The 18,564-nt window shown below is 56.6% G+C and carries 15 protein-coding genes; 10 read left to right on the forward strand and 5 right to left on the reverse strand.

Features of this window, described 5'->3' with window-relative positions:
• Positions 1-65 precede the first annotated feature (65 nt).
• Positions 66-1,766, forward strand: a complete 1,701-nt coding sequence (locus CA948_RS01610) for a SulP family inorganic anion transporter (protein ID WP_108727126.1) — start codon at positions 66-68, stop codon at positions 1,764-1,766.
• Between the two features lie 122 nt (positions 1,767-1,888).
• Here CA948_RS01610 and CA948_RS01615 read toward each other — a convergent pair whose 3' ends face one another.
• From CA948_RS01615 to glpK, 4 genes are all read right to left on the reverse strand, one after another.
• Complete coding sequence (locus CA948_RS01615; protein ID WP_108727127.1) at positions 1,889-3,004, reverse strand: formylglycine-generating enzyme family protein; 1,116 nt, start codon at positions 3,002-3,004, stop codon at positions 1,889-1,891.
• Positions 2,991-4,712: an arylsulfatase gene (locus CA948_RS01620; protein ID WP_203226734.1), complete on the reverse strand. Its 1,722-nt coding sequence runs from the start codon at positions 4,710-4,712 to the stop codon at positions 2,991-2,993. The genes CA948_RS01615 and CA948_RS01620 overlap by 14 nt, the downstream gene beginning before the upstream one ends.
• Positions 4,713-5,240: 528 nt before the next feature.
• Positions 5,241-5,693 carry a TM2 domain-containing protein gene (locus tag CA948_RS01625; RefSeq protein ID WP_108727128.1) on the reverse strand — a complete coding sequence of 151 codons (453 nt, stop codon included), beginning with the start codon at positions 5,691-5,693 and terminating at the stop codon, positions 5,241-5,243.
• Between the two features lie 27 nt (positions 5,694-5,720).
• Entirely contained in the window at positions 5,721-7,214 is a 1,494-nt protein-coding gene (glpK, locus tag CA948_RS01630; RefSeq protein WP_108727129.1) for a glycerol kinase GlpK, read from the reverse strand.
• Between the two features lie 199 nt (positions 7,215-7,413).
• Here glpK and CA948_RS01635 point away from each other — a divergent pair, with 199 nt between their 5' ends.
• On the forward strand, positions 7,414-9,012 hold the full coding sequence (locus CA948_RS01635) for a glycerol-3-phosphate dehydrogenase/oxidase (RefSeq protein ID WP_108727130.1): 1,599 nt from the start codon (positions 7,414-7,416) through the stop codon (positions 9,010-9,012).
• Between the two features lie 126 nt (positions 9,013-9,138).
• On the opposite strand, the gene CA948_RS01640 is transcribed toward CA948_RS01635, so the two are convergent.
• Positions 9,139-9,636, reverse strand: coding sequence for a C40 family peptidase (locus tag CA948_RS01640; RefSeq protein ID WP_108727131.1), 498 nt, complete (start codon positions 9,634-9,636; stop codon positions 9,139-9,141).
• Between the two features lie 435 nt (positions 9,637-10,071).
• Between CA948_RS01640 and flhD the strand changes: the two genes are divergently transcribed.
• The 8 genes from flhD to CA948_RS01680 all read left to right on the forward strand — a co-directional run bounded on the left by flhD (position 10,072) and on the right by CA948_RS01680 (position 18,510).
• Positions 10,072-10,398, forward strand: coding sequence for a flagellar transcriptional regulator FlhD (gene flhD, locus CA948_RS01645; protein WP_094196089.1), 327 nt, complete (start codon positions 10,072-10,074; stop codon positions 10,396-10,398).
• A gap of 30 nt (positions 10,399-10,428) precedes the next feature.
• On the forward strand, positions 10,429-11,079 hold the full coding sequence (gene flhC / locus CA948_RS01650) for a flagellar transcriptional regulator FlhC (protein WP_094196090.1): 651 nt from the start codon (positions 10,429-10,431) through the stop codon (positions 11,077-11,079).
• Between the two features lie 193 nt (positions 11,080-11,272).
• Positions 11,273-12,148 (forward strand): flagellar motor stator protein MotA, encoded by an 876-nt coding sequence (motA, locus tag CA948_RS01655; protein WP_108727132.1) that lies wholly within the window; start codon positions 11,273-11,275, stop codon positions 12,146-12,148.
• A 12-nt stretch (positions 12,149-12,160) separates the two neighbouring features.
• Positions 12,161-13,099: a flagellar motor protein MotB gene (gene motB / locus CA948_RS01660; RefSeq protein ID WP_108727133.1), complete on the forward strand. Its 939-nt coding sequence runs from the start codon at positions 12,161-12,163 to the stop codon at positions 13,097-13,099.
• A gap of 86 nt (positions 13,100-13,185) precedes the next feature.
• On the forward strand, positions 13,186-15,282 hold the full coding sequence (gene cheA, locus CA948_RS01665; protein ID WP_108727134.1) for a chemotaxis protein CheA: 2,097 nt from the start codon (positions 13,186-13,188) through the stop codon (positions 15,280-15,282).
• A 16-nt stretch (positions 15,283-15,298) separates the two neighbouring features.
• Positions 15,299-15,799, forward strand: a complete 501-nt coding sequence (locus tag CA948_RS01670) for a chemotaxis protein CheW (protein WP_094196094.1) — start codon at positions 15,299-15,301, stop codon at positions 15,797-15,799.
• 127 nt (positions 15,800-15,926) lie between these two features.
• Complete coding sequence (locus CA948_RS01675; protein ID WP_108727135.1) at positions 15,927-17,663, forward strand: methyl-accepting chemotaxis protein; 1,737 nt, start codon at positions 15,927-15,929, stop codon at positions 17,661-17,663.
• Positions 17,664-17,667: 4 nt separating this feature from the next.
• Positions 17,668-18,510 (forward strand): CheR family methyltransferase, encoded by an 843-nt coding sequence (locus tag CA948_RS01680; protein WP_230018714.1) that lies wholly within the window; start codon positions 17,668-17,670, stop codon positions 18,508-18,510.
• Positions 18,511-18,564: the final 54 nt, after the last annotated feature.

Raw genomic sequence — 18,564 nt, forward strand, 5'->3', positions numbered from 1 at the left:
TTTGAGTTTGGGCCCCGCTTGTTTCTCATCTGTGTCGAGCAGGCTGGGCATGACAAGGACGCGCGATGATTGCACTGCTGGAAGCGGGTCGAGCCGGGCTCCTGGGGCGAAAACATTGGCTAAATAACCTGCTGGCTGGTTTGGTGGTGGGGGTGGTGGCCTTGCCGCTGGCCATGGCTTTTGCTATTGCATCTGGAGTCAAGCCCGAGCAGGGTTTGTATACCGCCATTATTGCCGGTTTGGCGGTTTCTTTATTTGGTGGCAGTCGGGTCCAGATTGCCGGGCCGACGGGCGCTTTCATTGTCATCTTGTCCGGGGTGGTGGCCCAGCATGGCGTGGCTGGGCTGCAAATTGCCACGCTGATGGCTGGGGTGATTTTGCTGCTGCTGGGCCTGTTGCGCCTGGGGGCGGTCATCCGCTTTATCCCCGATCCGGTCATTGTGGGTTTTACCGCAGGTATTGGGGTGATTATCTGGGTGGGCCAGTGGCGGGACTTTTTTGGCCTTCCCGTTGTCGAGGGGCAGCACTTTCACGAGAAGCTCTGGTTCTTGCTACAGAACCTGCCTTCACTGGATGGGGCAACCACGCTTTTAGGTGCCTTGTCCTTGGCTATTTTGATTCTGGTCCCCAAGGTTCCCAGTCTGGTGCGTTTACCCGGCCCTTTGGTGGCCTTGGTGCTCATCACGCTTATCCAGGCGATATTCCGTTTTGAGTCGGTGGCCACGATCGGTTCCAGCTTCGGGGCCTTGCCCAGTGGCTTGCCGTCGTTCCAATGGCCAGACATTACCTTGACCCGTGTGGTGGAGTTGATCGGGCCTGCCTTTGCCATTGCCATGCTGGGCGCGATCGAGTCCTTGCTGTCCGCGGTCGTGGCCGATTCCATGACTGGGACCCGCCACGACTCCAATCAGGAGCTGGTCGGGCAGGGGATTGCCAACGTGCTCTCGCCCTTGTTCGGCGGAATCGCGGCGACCGGGGCGATTGCCCGTACCGCTACCAATATTCGTAATGGTGGCGACAGCCCCATCGCCGGTATCGTGCATGCGGTTTTCCTGGTGCTGGTTTTGTTACTGTTAGCGCCGATGGCCGCCTATATTCCGCTGACGGTGCTGGCTGCCATTCTGTTCATGGTGGCCTGGAACATGAGTCAGGCCAAGCTGGTGCTTCGTTTGCAGCGTCGCATGCCCCCGGCTGACTTATTCATTTTATGGGTGACGTTTGCGCTGACGGTATTTGCGGATCTGGTCGTGGCCGTCAACATCGGGGTGGTTCTGGCCATGTTGTATGTGCTCAAACGCACCTCAGATGGGGTGCAGGTGCGGGCGCTGGAAGGCCGTCGTTTGCAGCGGGCATTGGATTTGCCCCTTAACCAGGAGCTGCGCCAGGATATTTCGGTGCTCACCTTGGAAGGGCCCTACTTTTTTGCCAGCGTGGAGGCGGTGAATCGTTCCTTGCTGACGGTGCCCGAGCCGGTTCGGGCCGTGGTCCTGCGTCTGAATTACGTGCCTTTTGTGGATGCGACGGCCATGCAGGCTCTGGAAACCGCCCTGGCGGAGCTGGAGCAGCGCAATGTCATGGTGGCTCTTTGCGAAGCCAACGAGAAAGTGACTCGTAAGCTGGTACGCATGGGACTGTTCAAGCAGATTCACGCCAGTCGTGTGTTTGATAGTTTGCAGAACGCTTGGGAAAGTGTCAGCGAGACTCTGGACCACCGGGCCGGCAAGGAGAAAGACGTGGCCCTGTCCGAAACAGGCGTGATGACTTAAGCGAAGCGTTTTTGTTAGCCTGCTCGTGACAAGACCTTGTGTGGAATCATCCCCTCGTCAACAACGAGGGGATGATTGTTTGGAGCCAGGCTTGGCAAGAACCAATCCTGTTTTTCCAGTTTTCACTTTTGTTCCCTATTCAGCACGGTACGAAAGCCCACATGCTGGGTAGACAGGGTGGTTTCCTGTGGCTGTCGTGAGGCTGGACGATAGCGTACGCAGAAATTGGCCGCACACAGAAACGAGCCGCCCTTGATGACGCCCGTTGCCGGGTTTGCCTTGGCATCCTTTGCCGCTGCGACAAGGGGTTTGGGTGTCAGGGGCCGATGTTGGGGCTGCCATGCACTGCGTGTCCATTCCCAGACATTACCGACTGAATCCCACAGGCCATAGTTGTTGGCCGGAAAACAGCCCACAGGGGCAGTGCCTTCGTAGCCATCACGCAGCAGGTTTTTGGCGGGGAAGTTACCTTGCCAGGTGTTGGCCATCAAACGGCCACGCACTTCAGGCGTATTGCCCCAAGGGTAGCGTGCACTTTCCAGTCCGCCGCGCGCCGCAAATTCCCATTGCTCCTCCGTAGGCAAATCGCGTCCTAACCAGCGGGCGTAGGCCAGCGCATCCTCGTAAGCAATATGGACGACCGGATGATTGTCCCGGCCATTCAGATTGGTATCGGGGCCACCGGGGTGGCGCCAGTTGGCACCCGGTACCCATACCCACCAGTTGTAATTGCTGGTAGGGGCATGCTGATTGTGCCCGTCGTGGTGATCGTGATCGTGGTCATGCGTCGCTGCCGGTGGCGTAAAGACGGCGGATCCGGGCTGACGATACTGCTCGGGAACCTGAGCATTCGATGGGAATTCCGGCACCCGTTCTGCCTGGGTGACATAGCCTGTGGCCGCCACAAATTGCGCGAATTGGGCATTGGTGACTTCGTGCTGATCTATCTGAAAGGCCTGGACTTGCACGGGGTGTACCGGCCTTTCTTCAGGGTAGCCCTCGTCGGAACCCATCAGAAAGCGCCCGCCAGCAATGGCGACCAAACCGGCCTGATTGGCGACGCCTTGTTTGGCTGGGCCGAAGCCTGCCGGTATGCCGCTATACGCCTGGCAATCGTGCGCTGGCATCGGGGGAGGGGGCAGGACGGAGCCTTGTGCCGCTGCGGGCAGCGGAGCTGTTGCCAGCAGTCCGCATACCGTCAGCAGTGCCTTGGCTCGGGGGAGCTTAAAGGACTTCATCCAGATCCTTGTAGTAGTTCAGGCTGTTGCTGTAGCCAGGGCGGGACGCCAGACCTTCAAAATCCTCCACACCGTTACGCTTGGCATAGTGCTCGTACTCGGCAATCAGCTCTTTCAGCTTTTCAGGATGTGTTTCGGACAGATCGTTCAGCTCGGCGCGGTCTTCGGCCAGATTGAACAGCTCCCAGCGGTCTTTGCCCCACGGTGCATTGGCGTAGACGATTTTCCAGTCACCCAGGCGCATGGCGCGCCGGCCATTCAGCTCCCAGCCTTGGCGGAAGGTTTCATGCACTTGATCGCTGCGACCTGTCAGCACATCCACCATGGAGCTACCCTGCATGGGGATAACTTGGCGGCCACGGTATTCGCCCTTGGGTTGCTCGATCTGGGCCAAGGCCAGAATTGTGGGGGCGATGTCGGTGACGTGAGCTGGGGCGCGCACAAACTCGCCCTGACGTGTAGCACCGGGTACGCGCATGATGCTGGGCACCGAGATACCGCCTTCATACATAAAGGCTTTGTAAAGGTTGAATGGCGTGGAGCCAACTTGTGCCCAGCCTGGGCCGTATTCGACAAAGGAGCCGGGACGGCCTGTGTTCTCGTAGCTGTTGTCGCGATGCTTGTGCGCCCAGGCGCGGGTTTCACCTTCATCCAGCACGGTATTGCCGTCGGCACCGTTGTCGGACAGGAAGATCACGACGGTGTTGTCGTATTGGCCGGTTTGTTTCAGGTGGTCGATGACGCGGCCAATTTGCGCGTCCATGGATTCCACCATGGCGGCGTAGACGGCCATTCGTTTGCTTTCTACGCGCTGCTGCTCAGGACTCAGCGCTTTCCAGCGTGGCCAGGCTGGATTGCCCACATAGCCTTGCATGTCCTGGGGGACTAGCCCCAGTTTCTTCATGCGTTCCAGGCGTTCTTCACGCAGCACGTCATAGCCTGCATCGTAGCGGCCTTCATATTTACGTATGTATTCTTCGGGCGCATGCAAAGGCCAATGCGGCGCGGTAAAGGCCAGGTAAGCGAAGAAAGGCTGGTCCTGGCGCGTGTCTGCGTTCATGTAGGACAGCAGGCGCGAGGCAAAAAACTCGCTGGAGTAAAAGTCCTTGGGCAACTGCACTTGCTTGCCGTTCTCACGGTACAGGGCAACCGGCGCTTTGTTGGCGTCGAACGTGATGATGCCGCTTTGGTCAAAGTGGCTGGCGCCGCCGTGCATCAAGGCATAGGACTGGTCAAAGCCGCGATTGGGTGGGGCGACCTCTTCGGTCACGCCTAAATGCCATTTGCCCGCCATATAGGTGCGGTAGCCATTGTCTTGCAGGACCAGTGGAAAGGGCAGGGCCCGGTCGCTCAGAAAGCCTTCGTAGCCCGGTAGGGCGCGCTGCTGAGGTGTCATCAGTTCGGCCATGCCACCAAAGCCGACCTGGTGGTTGTCCGCGCCGGACATCAGCATGGCGCGGGTTGGGGAACAGAAGGGGGAGGCGTAAAAGTCGGTCAGGGCTACGCCGTCTTTGACCAGGGCGTCCAGGTTGGGGGTGGAGATTTCCCCGCCAAACGCACCTATGTCTGAATAGCCCAGATCATCGGCCACGATCAGCAAAATATTGGGGCGTTGTGTCTTTGTGGCGGCGTGGCTGCTTAGCGTGCAGGCGGCCAAGGCCAGGCCCAGCACGCTGCGCAGCAAATAGGTAGTTTTAGTGCATCGCATTGTCTTGTGTCTCAATCTAGTTATGTTTGTCGTGACTCTCGTCATCTGGCGGACCTCCGATGCAAGTTGCAGATGTGCCCGCTTATGAAGCCGTGGATGCGAGTGCCATAGGGAGTGTCCTCCCGGATTTGATTGAACACGAAGCAGCTTGGAGATTTCCAAGACTAAAAAGGTTTACTTGAATACCTAAAAAGTATGGTGGCTAATATAAATGTTGAAAATCAAGGAGCTAGGCTTGGGTGCCGCGCGCGCTGTGGTTTTCCCTGATAGAGCCACAAAACCTTCTGAATGGAGTGTGTTCATTTGCCGCTATCAAGTTTGGGGAACGCACCAAGCGGTCAGCCAGAAAAATACCCCCACGCTACGCCTTTGGCTTGCGCTCCACCTTGCAGCCTGCATGCCGCCCGGATTCGTCTGGCGCACAGCAGCCCGCAATGGACTGCTGTGTGTCCCGGCTCATCCCCAAAGGTTGGATCTGTCTCCAACTTTTGGGGTGTCGTTACCGAGTAAGGGGGGGAATGATGAAAATTAACGAACCAGCTTGAACTCGTCGTCGCCCATGAAGGCGTAGCGCAAGGCGTCGATCAGGGCCAGGAAGTAAGCCAGCGGGGCCCAGATGGCAAACAGTACCAGGAACAGCAGTCCCATGCCGATCTGGCCCAGGTAAAAGCGGTGTACGCCTAGCCAGCCCAGGAAAATCGCCAACACAATCGCAATCTTGCGGTGGCTGTTGGGTTTGGACATCTCATCTTTTTTGTTCTTGGAAATCCAGATGACCAGCGGGATGGTAATGAGCAAGGCAATCAAGGCCTTACCCCAGTGGACCGTCAGGTAATGCTGGACTTCACGCATCAAGTGGACGAAGTCATCAAACAGAAACCCCAGGTAGGAGGAGAGGTAGCGGATGATGGCCTCGCCAAAGGTCAAGCCCAACATGACGATCAGGAAAATGGCGATGCCTAGAATGATTTTTTGCAGCATGGTGTTTCCGTCAAAAAAACAGCAAATTCAATAAGTACGCGCCTGACGCACGGCTTGTTCCCAACTGAGCATCAGGGTTTGAGCTTCGTCGCGCGACATGGCAGGCTCGAACACCCGATCGCATTGCCACAGCGCCGCGATTTCCGGCAGACCTGAATACAGACCGCTGCCCAGGCCCGCCAGATAGGCTGCGCCCAGGGCGGTCGTCTCAATAGTAACGGGACGCACGACAGGCAGGCCCAACAAGTCTGCCTGAAATTGCATCAGAAGATTATTGGCGCAGGCTCCGCCATCCACACGCAGCTCGTGCAAGGTCGGGCCGCCGTTGGCTTGTACATCTCGATTCATGGCTTGCAGCACGGCGGCGCTTTGGTAGGCAATGCTGTCCAGGGCCGCGCGGGCAATGTGGGCCATGGTAGAGGCACGTGTCAGACCGGTAATGGTGCCTCGGGCTTGGGCATCCCAATAGGGGGCGCCCAGGCCAGTGAAGGCGGGAACCAGCCGTACGCCCTGGGCATCGGGCACGCTGCGGGCCAGCTCTTCAACTTGGGCGCTGTGTTCCAGAGCGCCCAGCCCGTCGCGTAGCCATTGGACGACTGCTCCGCCAATGAAAACACTGCCTTCCAGTGCGTAGGCAGGAGTGTCGCCGTGATGGGCTGCACTGGTCGCGATCAGCCCGTTATGGGATTGGGGAACGTGCGAGCCACAGTGCATTAACAGGAAGCAGCCCGTGCCGTACGTATTTTTGGCCATGCCGGGCTTGGTACAGGCCTGCCCGAACAGGGCGCTTTGTTGGTCGCCCGCCACACCGCAAATAGGGATGGGGCTGCCCAGAATCTCGGGGCTGCAACAGCCAAACTCAGAGGCAGAGCTTTGTACCTGGGGCAATACGCTGGCCGGGATGTTGAACAGGGTCAGCAGCTCCTCGTCCCATTGCTGGCTATGAATGTTGTAGAGCAGGGTGCGCGAGGCATTGGTGACATCAGTGGCGTGGATCTTGCCGCCGCTTAAATGCCAGATCAGCCAGCTATCAATTGTGCCGAAAGCCAGTTCACCGCGCTGTGCCCGCTCACGGGCGCCGGGAATGGAGTCCAGCAGCCAGCGCAGCTTGGAGGCTGAAAAATAGGCATCGATGGGCAGGCCGGTTTTGTTGGTAATGGTGGCTTCGTACCCCTGCTCGCGCAACTGGGCGCAGAAGTCCTCGGCGCGCCTGTCTTGCCAGACGATGGCCTTGTGCAGGGCCTGTCCCGTTTTCCGGTCCCACAGCACGGTGGTTTCACGCTGATTGGTAATGCCTATGGCGTGAATGTCCTGGGGGCGCAGACCGGCCTGCTCAATCGCTTGTCGGGCGGTCCGAAACTGTGTGTCCAGAATTTCCTGGGGATCGTGTTCCACCCAGTCTGTGCGTGGATAGTATTGCTGGGTTTCCTGCTGCGCCTTGGCCAGAATGCGGCCGTCTGCCGCGACAACAAGGCTGCGCGAGCTGGAAGTTCCCTGATCAAGAGCAAGTATGAATGTCATGCGAATGAGGCAGTAAAAGCGGAGCAGACCACAGTGTACTGGCTCTGTGTAGCCTGTGTCCGGTAGCTGAAGGCACCTTGATACGCGAGCAAACAAGTTTCACTGGACGGTAAGAGTTCAGGGGCTAAAATCAGGGTAAATCCCGAGCCAGCCAGTGATTTTTCGGGTGTCTGCTAATTTCAGGTCCAAAGCTCATCTTATGACTACATTAAGTTCCCCCTTATTAACCGATAGAGCCCAGATGATGGGCGCCTTGGCGCGCACCACTCAGGCGGATATGGTCGTGGTGGGGGGCGGGGCAACCGGCCTGGGTGTGGCCCTGGACGCGGCCCTGCGCGGCTTGAGTGTGGTGGTGTTGGAAGCCCAGGATTTTGCCAAGGGCACATCCTCGCGGGCCACCAAGCTGGTACACGGTGGGGTGCGTTATCTGGCTCAGGGCAACGTCAGCCTGGTACGCGAGGCCTTGCGCGAACGCATGCATTTGCTCAGTAATGCGCCGCATCTGGCGCAGCGCCTGCCTTTTGTCATGCCCAGCTACAAATGCTGGGAAACCCCGTTCTATGGGGTTGGCTTGATGGCGTACGACGGTTTGGCAGGGCGGGAAGGGTTGGGCCATACCCAGTTTCTGAGCGCTTCTAAAATTCGGCAACTGTTGCCGGGCGCCCGTCAAAGTGGCTTGAAAGGCGGTGTCAAATATTGGGATGGTCAGTTTGACGATGCGCGTCTGGCTTTGGCCCTGGCCCGTACGGCAGCCTTGAATGGTGCCTTGCTGGTCAATTACTGCCCGGTTGTAGAAGTGATGCACCGCGACGGTAAGGTGTCCGGGGTGCGCTGCCAGGACGGAGAAAGTGGTCAAACCTATACGATCCAGAGTCACTGCGTGGTCAATGCCACGGGGGTGTGGGTGGATCAGGTTCGAGAACTGGATGCGCGGGAAGCCGGGCGTCAATTGCGGCCTATGGTCTCGCCCAGCCAGGGGGTGCACTTGGTGGTCGATCAGACATTTCTGCCCGGTGAACACGCTTTGCTGGTGCCGCGTACCAAGGATGGCCGAGTGCTGTTTGCCGTGCCTTGGCTGGGCAAGCTGATTCTGGGAACCACGGATACCCCCCGGGATGATGTTCCTTTGGAGCCGCGTCCTATGGCCCAGGAAGTGGATTTCATTCTGAAAGAATCTGCGAATTATCTGCAAAAAGCCCCGACTGCGCGGGACGTGCGCAGTATCTGGGTAGGCTTGCGGCCCTTGGTGCGTCCGGCTGCCGAGTCGGCTGCGGGGAAAACGCAATCGATCAGCCGGGAACACAGCATTACGGTGAGCACCAATGGTTTATTGACGGTAACGGGTGGCAAGTGGACAACGTACCGAGCGATGGCTGAGGATGTGCTGGAACGTTGCCAGCAGTCCGGTTTGCTGGGGCCTTTGCCTGCCTGCCGGACTCAGGAACAACGCTTGGTGGGGGCTTCTTATGTAGGCGATCGGCGCTCTTTGGGGCGTACCGCTGGCCTGGATGCTTATGGCAGTGAGGCTGATTGGGTGCAGACCTTGCCCGGAGCCGATCAAGAGCTGGCTCCAGGCCTGAGCGTCGCCATGGTGCGCTTTGCCTGCCGCTTTGAATATGCCCGTACCGTGGAAGACATGCTGGCCCGTCGTTCTCGGCTTTTGTTCCTGGATGCGCGCCTGGCGCAATCACTTGCCCCGGCGGTGGCGGCGATTATGCAAGAGGAAACGGGGCGTTCGCCCGAGCTGGATGCTTTTCTGGCGTTGGCCGAGCAATACGCCACCGTGCCGACGTGCTAGCCGCATCGCAATAAAAAAGGGGCCCACTCATCATGGGCCCTTTTGTTATTTGTGCTCAATGGAACAGGGTCTTGTCATACAGGCTCATGTTCCATTCAATCCCGATACTGCAGGCTTGTCGATGAATCAATCAAAGAATGTGCGAGCCGTTTCAAAGCGTTTGGCGAAATAGGGATTATCCAAAGAATCAATTCGTACGCGCCCACCACTGGAGGGCGCATTGATGAACTGTTGCTTGCCTATATAGATACCGACATGCGAGTTGGGCGTGCCCAGTGTATTAAAAAACACCAGATCGCCAGGGCGTAGCTGCGAGCGGCTGACGCGCCGCGCCGCGCCGGCCTGATCGCTGGTACGACGCGGAACAGGGGAGCTGGATTCCTGACTGAATACATAATGCACCAGCCCACTGCAATCAAAGCCGGTAGATGGTTTGTGCCCGCCGTAGCGATACGGGGTATCCAGCAGGCTCAAGGCGGATAGGACCACGGCGGAACGCCGTTGCTCATCAAGCTCAAAGGTATGGGTAGTTGGAGGGCGTGAAGAAGGGGTATGTGCGCAAGCCGCCAGAAGCAGAGTCAGGCACAGGGTAAGCAGACGTTGCGTAAAAGCAGCAGGAATCATGGGCTGTTACAAAACGGATGTGGGGTTGGCGGCACAAACGCTTATCGGAAGAATATCCGATATTTCGTCGATTTTCAGGCAGAGCCTAAGCGGGATCGACGAAATAGTCATGAATTAATGATTAATACATGCAACAAAACACATTTTTGATACAAGCGTTTTGATTTTTGTCATGTTACATCTAGTTTATATATACAACATTAAGTGAGCATCTGATAATATTCTGCTGTGTCTTGATACGTTTATTGCATATATCCGACGTTTTCCATGTTTTTAGAGTATTCATGGACAGTTTGTGTCGATAGCGTTGATAATGTAAAAAATGTATCTATGCAATATATTGCAAGGCATGATACATATTTATGTAACTTTATATGTTTTAAATATGTTTCGTTACAGAACTAGCTGATTAACAGTTTTACAAGGATGGCTGACATGCCCGTATCGGAAAATTCGCTGCTGAATGATATTCAGGAAGTCAATTTGTCGTACTTGTTACTCGCACAACGTTTGCTGCGGGAGAATTTTTCGGCAGGTATGTTCCGTTTGGGCTTTGACTCCGATGTGGCAGAGACTTTGCTGCGTCTGTCACCTGCTCAATTGGTCAAACTGGCCAGCTCCAGTTCGTTGATTTGCGGTTTCCGTTTCAACGATTACGACCTGCTTACCACCTTGACGCAGGATGTGCTCGGAGGGGTATTGCAGCAGGCCCACTCCACCATTCTTCTGTCCCAACGCGCGACGGCAGAGCAAGCCGGTTAAACCCGCTGCGAACTTATTACATCAAGAACTATGGCTATAAAAAGCGTCGCCAAAGAAGCCCAGGAAATTGGGCTGGCTTCCGACATGATTGAGCTGGGGGCGCGCTTGCAGGTTTTGCAAGCAGAAACATCATTGAGCTATGACCGGCTGGCCCGTTTATACCGCGAAGTCAAAGGCTGCTCGCCGCCTAAAGGCATGCTCCCTTTTTCTGTCGACTGGTTCATGACCTGGCTGCCCAATATCCACTCCAGTCTTTTCTTCAGTATTTACCAGTTCATGGCTGTGCATACGCCTTGCGACAAAAGTCGTGCGCTGGTTGAGGCCTATCGTTTGTACCTGGAGCAATCCTCGGCCGGGCGCTCGGAGCTCGAGCCAGATGAAGAGCCTGTGCTCAGTTTTACCCGTGCGTGGATGCTGTTGCGCTTTTTTGATAGTGGCTTGCTGCAACTGTCCCAATGCGAACGCTGCAAAGGGGGCTTTGTGGCCCATGCGCACGACCCTGACGCGGGCTTTATTTGTGCCATTTGCCGTCCGCCCCCACGGGCAGGCAAGACGCGTGCCAGCAAGGCGCGCAGCGCCTCTACGTCTCCTGCTAGCAAAAGCCGAAAATCGGAGCCTGTCAGGCAGTCGCAATCCAGAGCCCCGGGGCATGTCAACGTCCAGGTAGACGTGCCCGTTTAACAAGAGCTTTTGTATCGTCAGTGTGCAGCAAAGCCGGATGGATGCTGGTTTTTGATGTGGATCTGATAAGAATCTGAACGTGTCAAGGCAACTGGAAGCGTCGATCTAGGCTGGAAAAAGGCCATTAACGCGTCGTTTTAGCCCGGTTGCTTGCCGCCATCATTAGCAGCGTGTATTTGAAGAAGGCGTATCCGTGCTTATCATCCTTGGATATATCATTGTTTTCGTTTCCGTTTTCGGGAGCTTTGTGGGGCTGGGTGGGCATCTGGGTGCGCTCTACCAGCCTTTTGAGTTATTGCTGATTGGTGGCGCGGCCCTTGGGGCCTACTTTGCGTCCAACAGCGGTAAGTCCATCAAGCTGCTGGCCAGAGCCTTGCCGACCGCCTTTCGCAGTAGCCCCTACAACAAGCAGTTATACATGCAACTGATGGGCATGCTGTCGGTGCTGCTGAACAAGGCACGGCGCGATGGCATGATGTCTATCGAGGCCGATATCGAAAATCCTCAGCAAAGTCCTATCTTTTCCGATTACCCCAATGTGGTGAAGGATCCGGTTCTGATGAACTTTGTGTCCGACTACTTGCGTTTGATGATCAGCGGCAATATGAGCTCGTTTGAAATTGAAACGCTGATGGATCAGGACATTGAAACCCACGAGCATGAGCTGAATGTGCCAGCGCGCGCCTTGCGTGAAGTGGCTGATGCCTTGCCCGCTTTCGGGATTGTGGCGGCGGTGCTGGGGGTGGTGAAAGCCCTGGCTTCGGTTGACCAGCCGCCCGCCGTGCTGGCTGATCTGATTTCCAAGGCCATGGTGGGGACCTTTCTGGGTATTTTGATGGCCTACGGTTTTGTCGCGCCACTGGCCGCAACGATCGAGCGCCGTACGTCGGACTCGGTCAAGGTTCTGGAATGCATCAAGGTGACCTTGCTGGCCAACCTGAATGGCTACCCTCCCCAACTGGCGGTGGAGTTTGGCCGTAAAGTGCTGTTTTCCTCCGATCGCCCCTCGTTCCAGGAACTGGAGGAGCATGTGCGTCAGGCCCGCTCGGGTGCTGGTCGCAAAGCGTAAGCGGATGCGCTCATGAGCAATCATAAGGATCGCGTGGTCATCCGTCGCAAGAAGATGGCCCATGCCGAGCACCATGGTGGTAGCTGGAAAATTGCCTATGCCGATTTCATGACGGCAATGATGGCTTTTTTTCTGGTGATGTGGATTCTTTCTCTGGTTCCCAAGCAGGACTTGAAGGAAATCGCCGATTACTTTCGCATGCCCTTGATGGATGCCGTCTCTGGTGGCCATCAGTCAGACTATTCACGCAGTGTCATCCCGGGTGGTCAGCCCAGTCTGGTTCCCAATCCTCATCCTGGTGTCAGCAACAACCAGGCCGCCGACGACCGTCAGGACGTCGAGCGTCTGGAGGATTTGAAATCAGCGCTGGAGGAGTTGATTCGTATTGATCCCGTCCTGAAAGAGTTCCGTCCGCAGTTGTTGCTGGACATGACCCAGGACGGTTTGCGTATTCAGATTATTGACCGTCAAAGCCGCCCCATGTTCTCTACGGGCAGTGCCCAGGTGCAACTTTACATGCGGGCCATTTTGCGCTCGCTAAGTTCCCCCTTGAACGAGATGCCTAACCGGATTCTGATTTCCGGTCACACCGATTCGCTGCAGTACGCCAGCGGCGAGCGTTTGTACAGTAACTGGGAGTTGTCCGCCGACCGTGCCAATGCCGCTCGACAGGAACTGGTGGCCGGCGGCCTGGCCGAGGCCAAAGTCAAGCAGGTGGTGGGTTTGGCCGATAGTGTAAGTCTGGTTAAAGATAACCCGGCTGCAGCCGTAAATCGACGTATCAGCCTGCTCGTGCTCAATAGCCGGGCGGAACGACGCATGGATGAGCAGGCCGCAAGCGGTTCGGAAGAGTTTGATTTGCGCGAAGCCATGCAGGAGACCGAGGGACCCATCAGTATTCATATTCCCGGTCTGCCTGAAATGCCTTCTGCCTTGCCAATGGTGCCTTAAGGCCTGTTAATAGGCCCGATGGCCTACGCGATTGGGCTGTGCTTTTTGTTTTGTTGTTCTAAGCCATAACCAGGAAGGAAGTGTTCATGAGCTCCGGCGTAGATCTGAGTCAGTTTTACGAAACCTTTTTCGATGAAGCCGATGAGTTGCTGGCGGACATGGAGCGCTTGCTGCTGGAGCTGGATCTGGACGAGCCTGATCGCGATCAGCTCAATGCCATCTTCCGGGCCGCGCACTCAATCAAGGGTGGTGCTGGCACGTTTGGTTGCTTCGGTCAGCTGGCTGAAACCACCCACTTACTCGAAAATCTGCTCGATCTGGTCCGTAATGGCGAAATGCAATTGCGCAAGGACATGATTGACCTCTTTCTGGAAACCAAGGACGTGCTAACCGGACAAGTCAATGCCTACCGCGAGGAACAGGAGCCTGACGAGGAAGCCTACACCCGCATCTGCGCGCAACTGAGGCAATTGGCCCTGGAACAAAAGGGCATTTTGGCAACCGATACGAAAGGCACCGAAGCGATTTTGCAGGCCGAGCCTGAACCGGAACCCGAACCGGCTGCCGATACAACCGGCCTGCCGCTGCGGGTGTCCATGGGACCGGTGTCGGATAAAGATGCCCAGGCTTTGCAACAGGAAATGGAGTTGATGGGCACCATCGTCCATCAGACACGCGAGGGTGACCGCCTGGATATCTGGGTGGAAACCACGGGTTCGGCTGACGATATTCTGGCTGTGTGCTGCTTTATTTTGAATGCCGATCAGGTGTCGGTAAAACCGGCCGCTGTGCCGGGACAAGCCGCTGCACCTGCTCAGGCTTCAGAGGCGACCGTGGCTGCTGTGAGTACCGAGGCTGCCGAGCCTCCCGTGACAGCACAAGCGACTGCTGCGCCAGTTCCGCCAGTTGCTGCGGCTGCCGAACCTGAGAAAACCCAGGCGGTTGTGCCTGCTGCCACGGCCAAAGCAGCAGAAAAACCGGCCAAGGCTGCCGCTCCCAAAGAGTCCGGCACTATCCGTGTCGGTGTGGAGAAAGTGGATCAAATCATCAACCTGGTGGGCGAGCTGGTCATTACCCAAGCCATGTTGGTGCAAACGGCCTCGACGCTGGATCCAGTCGTCCATGATCGTTTGCTCAACGGTATTGAGCAACTGGAACGCAATGCACGTGATTTGCAAGAGTCCGTGATGTCCATCCGCATGATGCCCATGGACTATGTGTTCAGCCGCTTCCCGCGTGTGGTGCGTGAAAGCGCCGCGCGCATGAACAAGAAAATTCGTTTGGTTACCAAAGGGCAGGCCACCGAGCTGGACAAGAGCCTGATCGAACGCATTATTGACCCGCTAACCCACCTGGTGCGCAACAGTATCGACCACGGCATTGAAATGCCTGAGGATCGTCTGGCTGTGGGCAAGGAAGAAGAGGGCGTGCTGACCTTGTCGGCCCAGCATCAGGGTGGCCACATCATTATCGAGGTGGTGGACGATGGCGCTGGTCTGAACCGCGAACGCATTCTGAAAAAAGCCATGTCCTCGGGCTTGCCAGTGACCGATACCATGCCGGACGATGAGGTCTGGCAACTGATTTTTGCACCGGGCTTTTCTACGGCCGAGAAAGTGACGGAAATTTCCGGGCGTGGCGTGGGTATGGACGTGGTGCGACGCAATATTCAAAGCATGGGTGGTCACGTGCAACTGTACTCACGTGCGGGTCAGGGCACCACCACCCGTATTGTCCTGCCCCTGACCCTGGCCATTTTGGATGGCATGTCGGTGCAGGTAGGCAATGAGGTCTTTATCTTGCCGTTGGCCCACGTGACCGAATCCATGCAGCCCACCGAAGAGCAGTTGCGCCGTGTATCCGATACCGATCACGTGATGTTTGTGCGCGGCGAGTATCTGCCCCTGATTTCCCTGCGGGATATTTTCTCGGTTGAAGAGGCCGAGAAAGATGTGACCCGCGCAATTGCCGTTATCTTGCAGGCCGAAGACATGCGCTTTGCCTTGCTGGTCGATCACCTGATTGGTCAGCATCAAGTCGTGGTCAAGAACCTGGAAGCCAACTACCGAAAAATTCCGGGTATTTCTGCTGCCACCATTTTGGGCGATGGCAGCGTAGCCCTGATTGTTGATGTTTTTGCCTTGCAACGTCTGGCGCGTGACCCCGCCTCGACGTGGGCCTGATTATTCGGAGATCTTTATGTCCAACGACTTTACTTCCCACTCCGAAGCTGCCGAGGCTGGCGGCAAGGAGTATCTGGTATTTACTCTGGGCGACCAGGAATACGGCATCGATATTCTGAAAGTTCAGGAGATCCGGGGCTACGACTCCCAGACCGTAACCCGCATTGCCAACGTACCCAACTTCATCAAGGGTGTCACCAATCTGCGCGGCGTGATTGTGCCGATCGCGGACTTGCGGGTGCGCTTTAACATGGAGCGGGTGGAGTACGACCACCAGACCGTGGTGGTGATTCTGAATCTGCGCGACCGTGTGGTCGGTGTGGTGGTCGATGGTGTGTCGGACGTGCTGGTTTTGCAGTCGTCCCAGATCAGCGCCGCCCCCAGCTTTGGCACGGCGTTCTCGACCGAATACCTGACCGGGATCGGTACGCTGGGTGAACGTATGCTGATTTTGGTGGATATTGAAAAATTGATGACCAGCGAAGAGATGGCGCTGGTCGATAGCGCAGTGGCCTGATCGCCCGAGTCTGCAAAGACTGGCAAAGCGGGGACCTGTTTACCGGGTCCTTTAAGGAATGTTCGGGTCGGGGGAGGCGTCACAAGCGCCTCTGATGTTCGGATCTACTCTAGACAAGGTGCTTGCAATGCTGGATGGATTACGTTTGGCCAATCTGAAGGTGCGGACCAGTCTGATTCTGGTACTGGTGTTTTTTTTAGTCATGCTGGTGGCAGGTGCTGCGTTGGGGATTTTGTCCCTGCGCGCCAATAACGGTGCGCTGCAAAGCATCGTGGTCAACCAGCGAGTAGGCTCGGCCATGTATCAGGCCATTGAGAGCTACAAAGAGACCCAAACCCTGATTGGACGAGCGGCTATCAGCTATGTGGTCAGCAACGATCTGCAAAATCAGGACCTGATGGCCGAGTGGAGCGACGTTGCTCCCAAAACCTCGGCAATCAGCTCGGCGACCCAGGATGCCCTGGAGGCAACACGCAAGCAGTTCGAGCTGGCGCAGGAAGCATTTTTTGAGTATCAGGGCATTGCCACGCAACTGGAAGGCACCAACGACTATTATCAGCGCGTGGATGCCGCCTTCATGTCCTTGATGCAAGGTGGGGTGCTGCCCTTGATTGCCTATCTGGAGCAGGGCGATATCGCTGGTTTTCGTGGCTATGTGGCCACCACGACCAAGTTTTTGGAAGAAGATCTCTATAGCGCCTTGAATTCCTTGCAGCAAGCTCAGCAGCGCTCTATCGATGAGCAGTACCAGAAAGAAAACGAGCAGTACAACATGGTGGTCCGTCTGGTGGGGCTGGCGATGGTGTTTTGCCTGTTTATCTCCTTGGCGGTGTATGTGTTCCTGAACCGCATGGTGCTGCGTCCCTTGCGTCAGGCGGGTGCACATTTTGATCGCATTGCCAGCGGCGATTTGACCCAGCGTGTGGAAGTGAAGTCCACCAATGAAATCGGTGTGCTGTATGACGCCGTACGACGCATGCAAAACAGTTTGCAGTCCATGGTGCATACCGTGCGTCAGGGGGTGGAAGAAATTACGTTTGGCTCGCGTGAAATCTATGTGGGCAATACGGATTTGAGCAGCCGCACGGAAGAACAGGCGGCCTCCTTGCAGCAAACTGCGGCCAGCATGGAGCAGTTGGCCAGCACCGTACGTCAGAACTCGGACAATGCCCAGCAAGCGGATCAGGTCGCCAAGAGTGCGTCGGATGTGGCGCTGCGTGGCGGACAGGCGGTCTCGACTGTGGTGCAGACCATGGAAGACTTGTCGGCCAGTTCGGGACAAATTGCCCAGATTGTAAATGTCATTGATGGTATTGCCTTCCAGACCAATATTCTGGCCTTGAACGCGGCGGTAGAGGCGGCCCGGGCAGGGGAGCAGGGCAAGGGCTTTGCCGTGGTGGCCGGCGAAGTTCGCAGCCTGGCTCAGCGCAGCGCGCAAGCGGCCCGTGAGATCAAGGGTTTGATCGAGCAGTCGTTGGCCAAAGTTAAAGAAGGAACCCGTCAGGTCGATGAGGCGGGCAAAGTGGTTATGGAGGTGGTCAGTTCGGTACAGAGTGTGACCACTATCATGGCGGAAATTTCGTCAGCCTCGAACGAACAGTCAGAAGGAATTGAGCAGGTTAACCGGGCAGTTGCACAAATGGATGTGGTTGTGCAGCAAAATGCGGCCTTGGTCGAGCAGGCAACCGCAGCAGCGGGCTCCTTGCAGGATCAGGCAACCCGTCTGTCCGACGCGGTGTCGGCGTTCAAAGTGAGCGCACAAGACATTATCGATGATCCGTATGAGGCGCCCGAGCCGGAGCGATTGCGTTCCGGCGAGCGTCTGTCGACGGGGCCTTTTAGCGGGACCTTGGCCAGCCTGTAGTTATATGAGCACATCTGTGGAACCTTTTGTTTATACATTGCCCTCGATCCCGCAGGCCTCGAGGGCCGACTGTGAGCGAGCCGCGCGCTTGCTCAAGTCGTATGCGGGCATCATCTTAGGTACCCACAAAGAAGATATGGTGGCCCGCACACTGGGTATGCGCAGCCAGAACGCGGGTATGCGGGAGGTGCGACAGTACCTGGATATTCTGGAGCAGGACACCCATAGCCAGGAGTGGCAGGACTTCGTTAACGCGTTCACCATCAATCACACGGCATTTTTCCGTGAACAGCATCACTTCGATATTCTGGGCAAGTTTGTCAGTACACGCGGCAAACCTCTGGATATCTGGTGCAGCGCAGCGTCCACCGGCGAGGAAGCCTATTCCATTGCCATGACGGTGCGCGAACATTGCCCTTCGCCGGATGTGAATGTGTCTATCCTGGCCAGCGACATTGATTCGGCCGCCTTGGATAAGGCCCGTCAGGGCGTGTACACCCTGGAGCGTATCCAGCCCGTACCCGATTTGTGGCTGCCGCGTTATTTTCAGCGCGGTGTGGGGGCTCGCAAAGGCCTGGCGCGTGTCAAACCGGTGCTGCGCAATATGGTGGAGTTCGAGGAGTTCAATCTGGTGGGGTCGGCCTGGCCTTCGTCCAGTCGTTTTGATGTGATTTTCTGTCGAAACACCATGATTTATTTTGACCGGGACGATCAGACGCGCATTCTGGAGCGATTCGCCGCTGTGACCAAACCGGGTGGCCTGTTGTTTGTGGGGCATTCCGAGAACTTCTCCTACCTGACCAAAGCCTTTCGCCTGCTGGGTCAGACGGTGTATGTCCGGAACTAGGGTCCAAGGGGGGCTTGCACGCCCTGAGCTCTGTTGGCGCTTGAAATCGGGATT

Source organism: Alcaligenes aquatilis, from assembly GCF_003076515.1.
GTDB classification, from domain to species: domain Bacteria; phylum Pseudomonadota; class Gammaproteobacteria; order Burkholderiales; family Burkholderiaceae_B; genus Alcaligenes; species Alcaligenes aquatilis.

What these genes read in the sequence shown, in the direction of transcription:
- CA948_RS01610 (WP_108727126.1), top strand. Translation starts at nt 66, where the DNA reads ATGATTGCACTGCTGGAAGCGGGTCGAGCCGGGCTCCTGGGGCGAAAA.
- CA948_RS01615 (WP_108727127.1), bottom strand. Translation starts at nt 3,004, where the DNA reads ATGAAGTCCTTTAAGCTCCCCCGAGCCAAGGCACTGCTGACGGTATGC.
- CA948_RS01620 (WP_203226734.1), bottom strand. Translation starts at nt 4,712, where the DNA reads ATGCGATGCACTAAAACTACCTATTTGCTGCGCAGCGTGCTGGGCCTG.
- CA948_RS01625 (WP_108727128.1), bottom strand. Translation starts at nt 5,693, where the DNA reads ATGCTGCAAAAAATCATTCTAGGCATCGCCATTTTCCTGATCGTCATG.
- glpK (WP_108727129.1), bottom strand. Translation starts at nt 7,214, where the DNA reads ATGACATTCATACTTGCTCTTGATCAGGGAACTTCCAGCTCGCGCAGC.
- CA948_RS01635 (WP_108727130.1), top strand. Translation starts at nt 7,414, where the DNA reads ATGACTACATTAAGTTCCCCCTTATTAACCGATAGAGCCCAGATGATG.
- CA948_RS01640 (WP_108727131.1), bottom strand. Translation starts at nt 9,636, where the DNA reads ATGATTCCTGCTGCTTTTACGCAACGTCTGCTTACCCTGTGCCTGACT.
- flhD (WP_094196089.1), top strand. Translation starts at nt 10,072, where the DNA reads ATGCCCGTATCGGAAAATTCGCTGCTGAATGATATTCAGGAAGTCAAT.
- flhC (WP_094196090.1), top strand. Translation starts at nt 10,429, where the DNA reads ATGGCTATAAAAAGCGTCGCCAAAGAAGCCCAGGAAATTGGGCTGGCT.
- motB (WP_108727133.1), top strand. Translation starts at nt 12,161, where the DNA reads ATGAGCAATCATAAGGATCGCGTGGTCATCCGTCGCAAGAAGATGGCC.
- cheA (WP_108727134.1), top strand. Translation starts at nt 13,186, where the DNA reads ATGAGCTCCGGCGTAGATCTGAGTCAGTTTTACGAAACCTTTTTCGAT.
- CA948_RS01670 (WP_094196094.1), top strand. Translation starts at nt 15,299, where the DNA reads ATGTCCAACGACTTTACTTCCCACTCCGAAGCTGCCGAGGCTGGCGGC.
- CA948_RS01675 (WP_108727135.1), top strand. Translation starts at nt 15,927, where the DNA reads ATGCTGGATGGATTACGTTTGGCCAATCTGAAGGTGCGGACCAGTCTG.
- CA948_RS01680 (WP_230018714.1), top strand. Translation starts at nt 17,668, where the DNA reads ATGAGCACATCTGTGGAACCTTTTGTTTATACATTGCCCTCGATCCCG.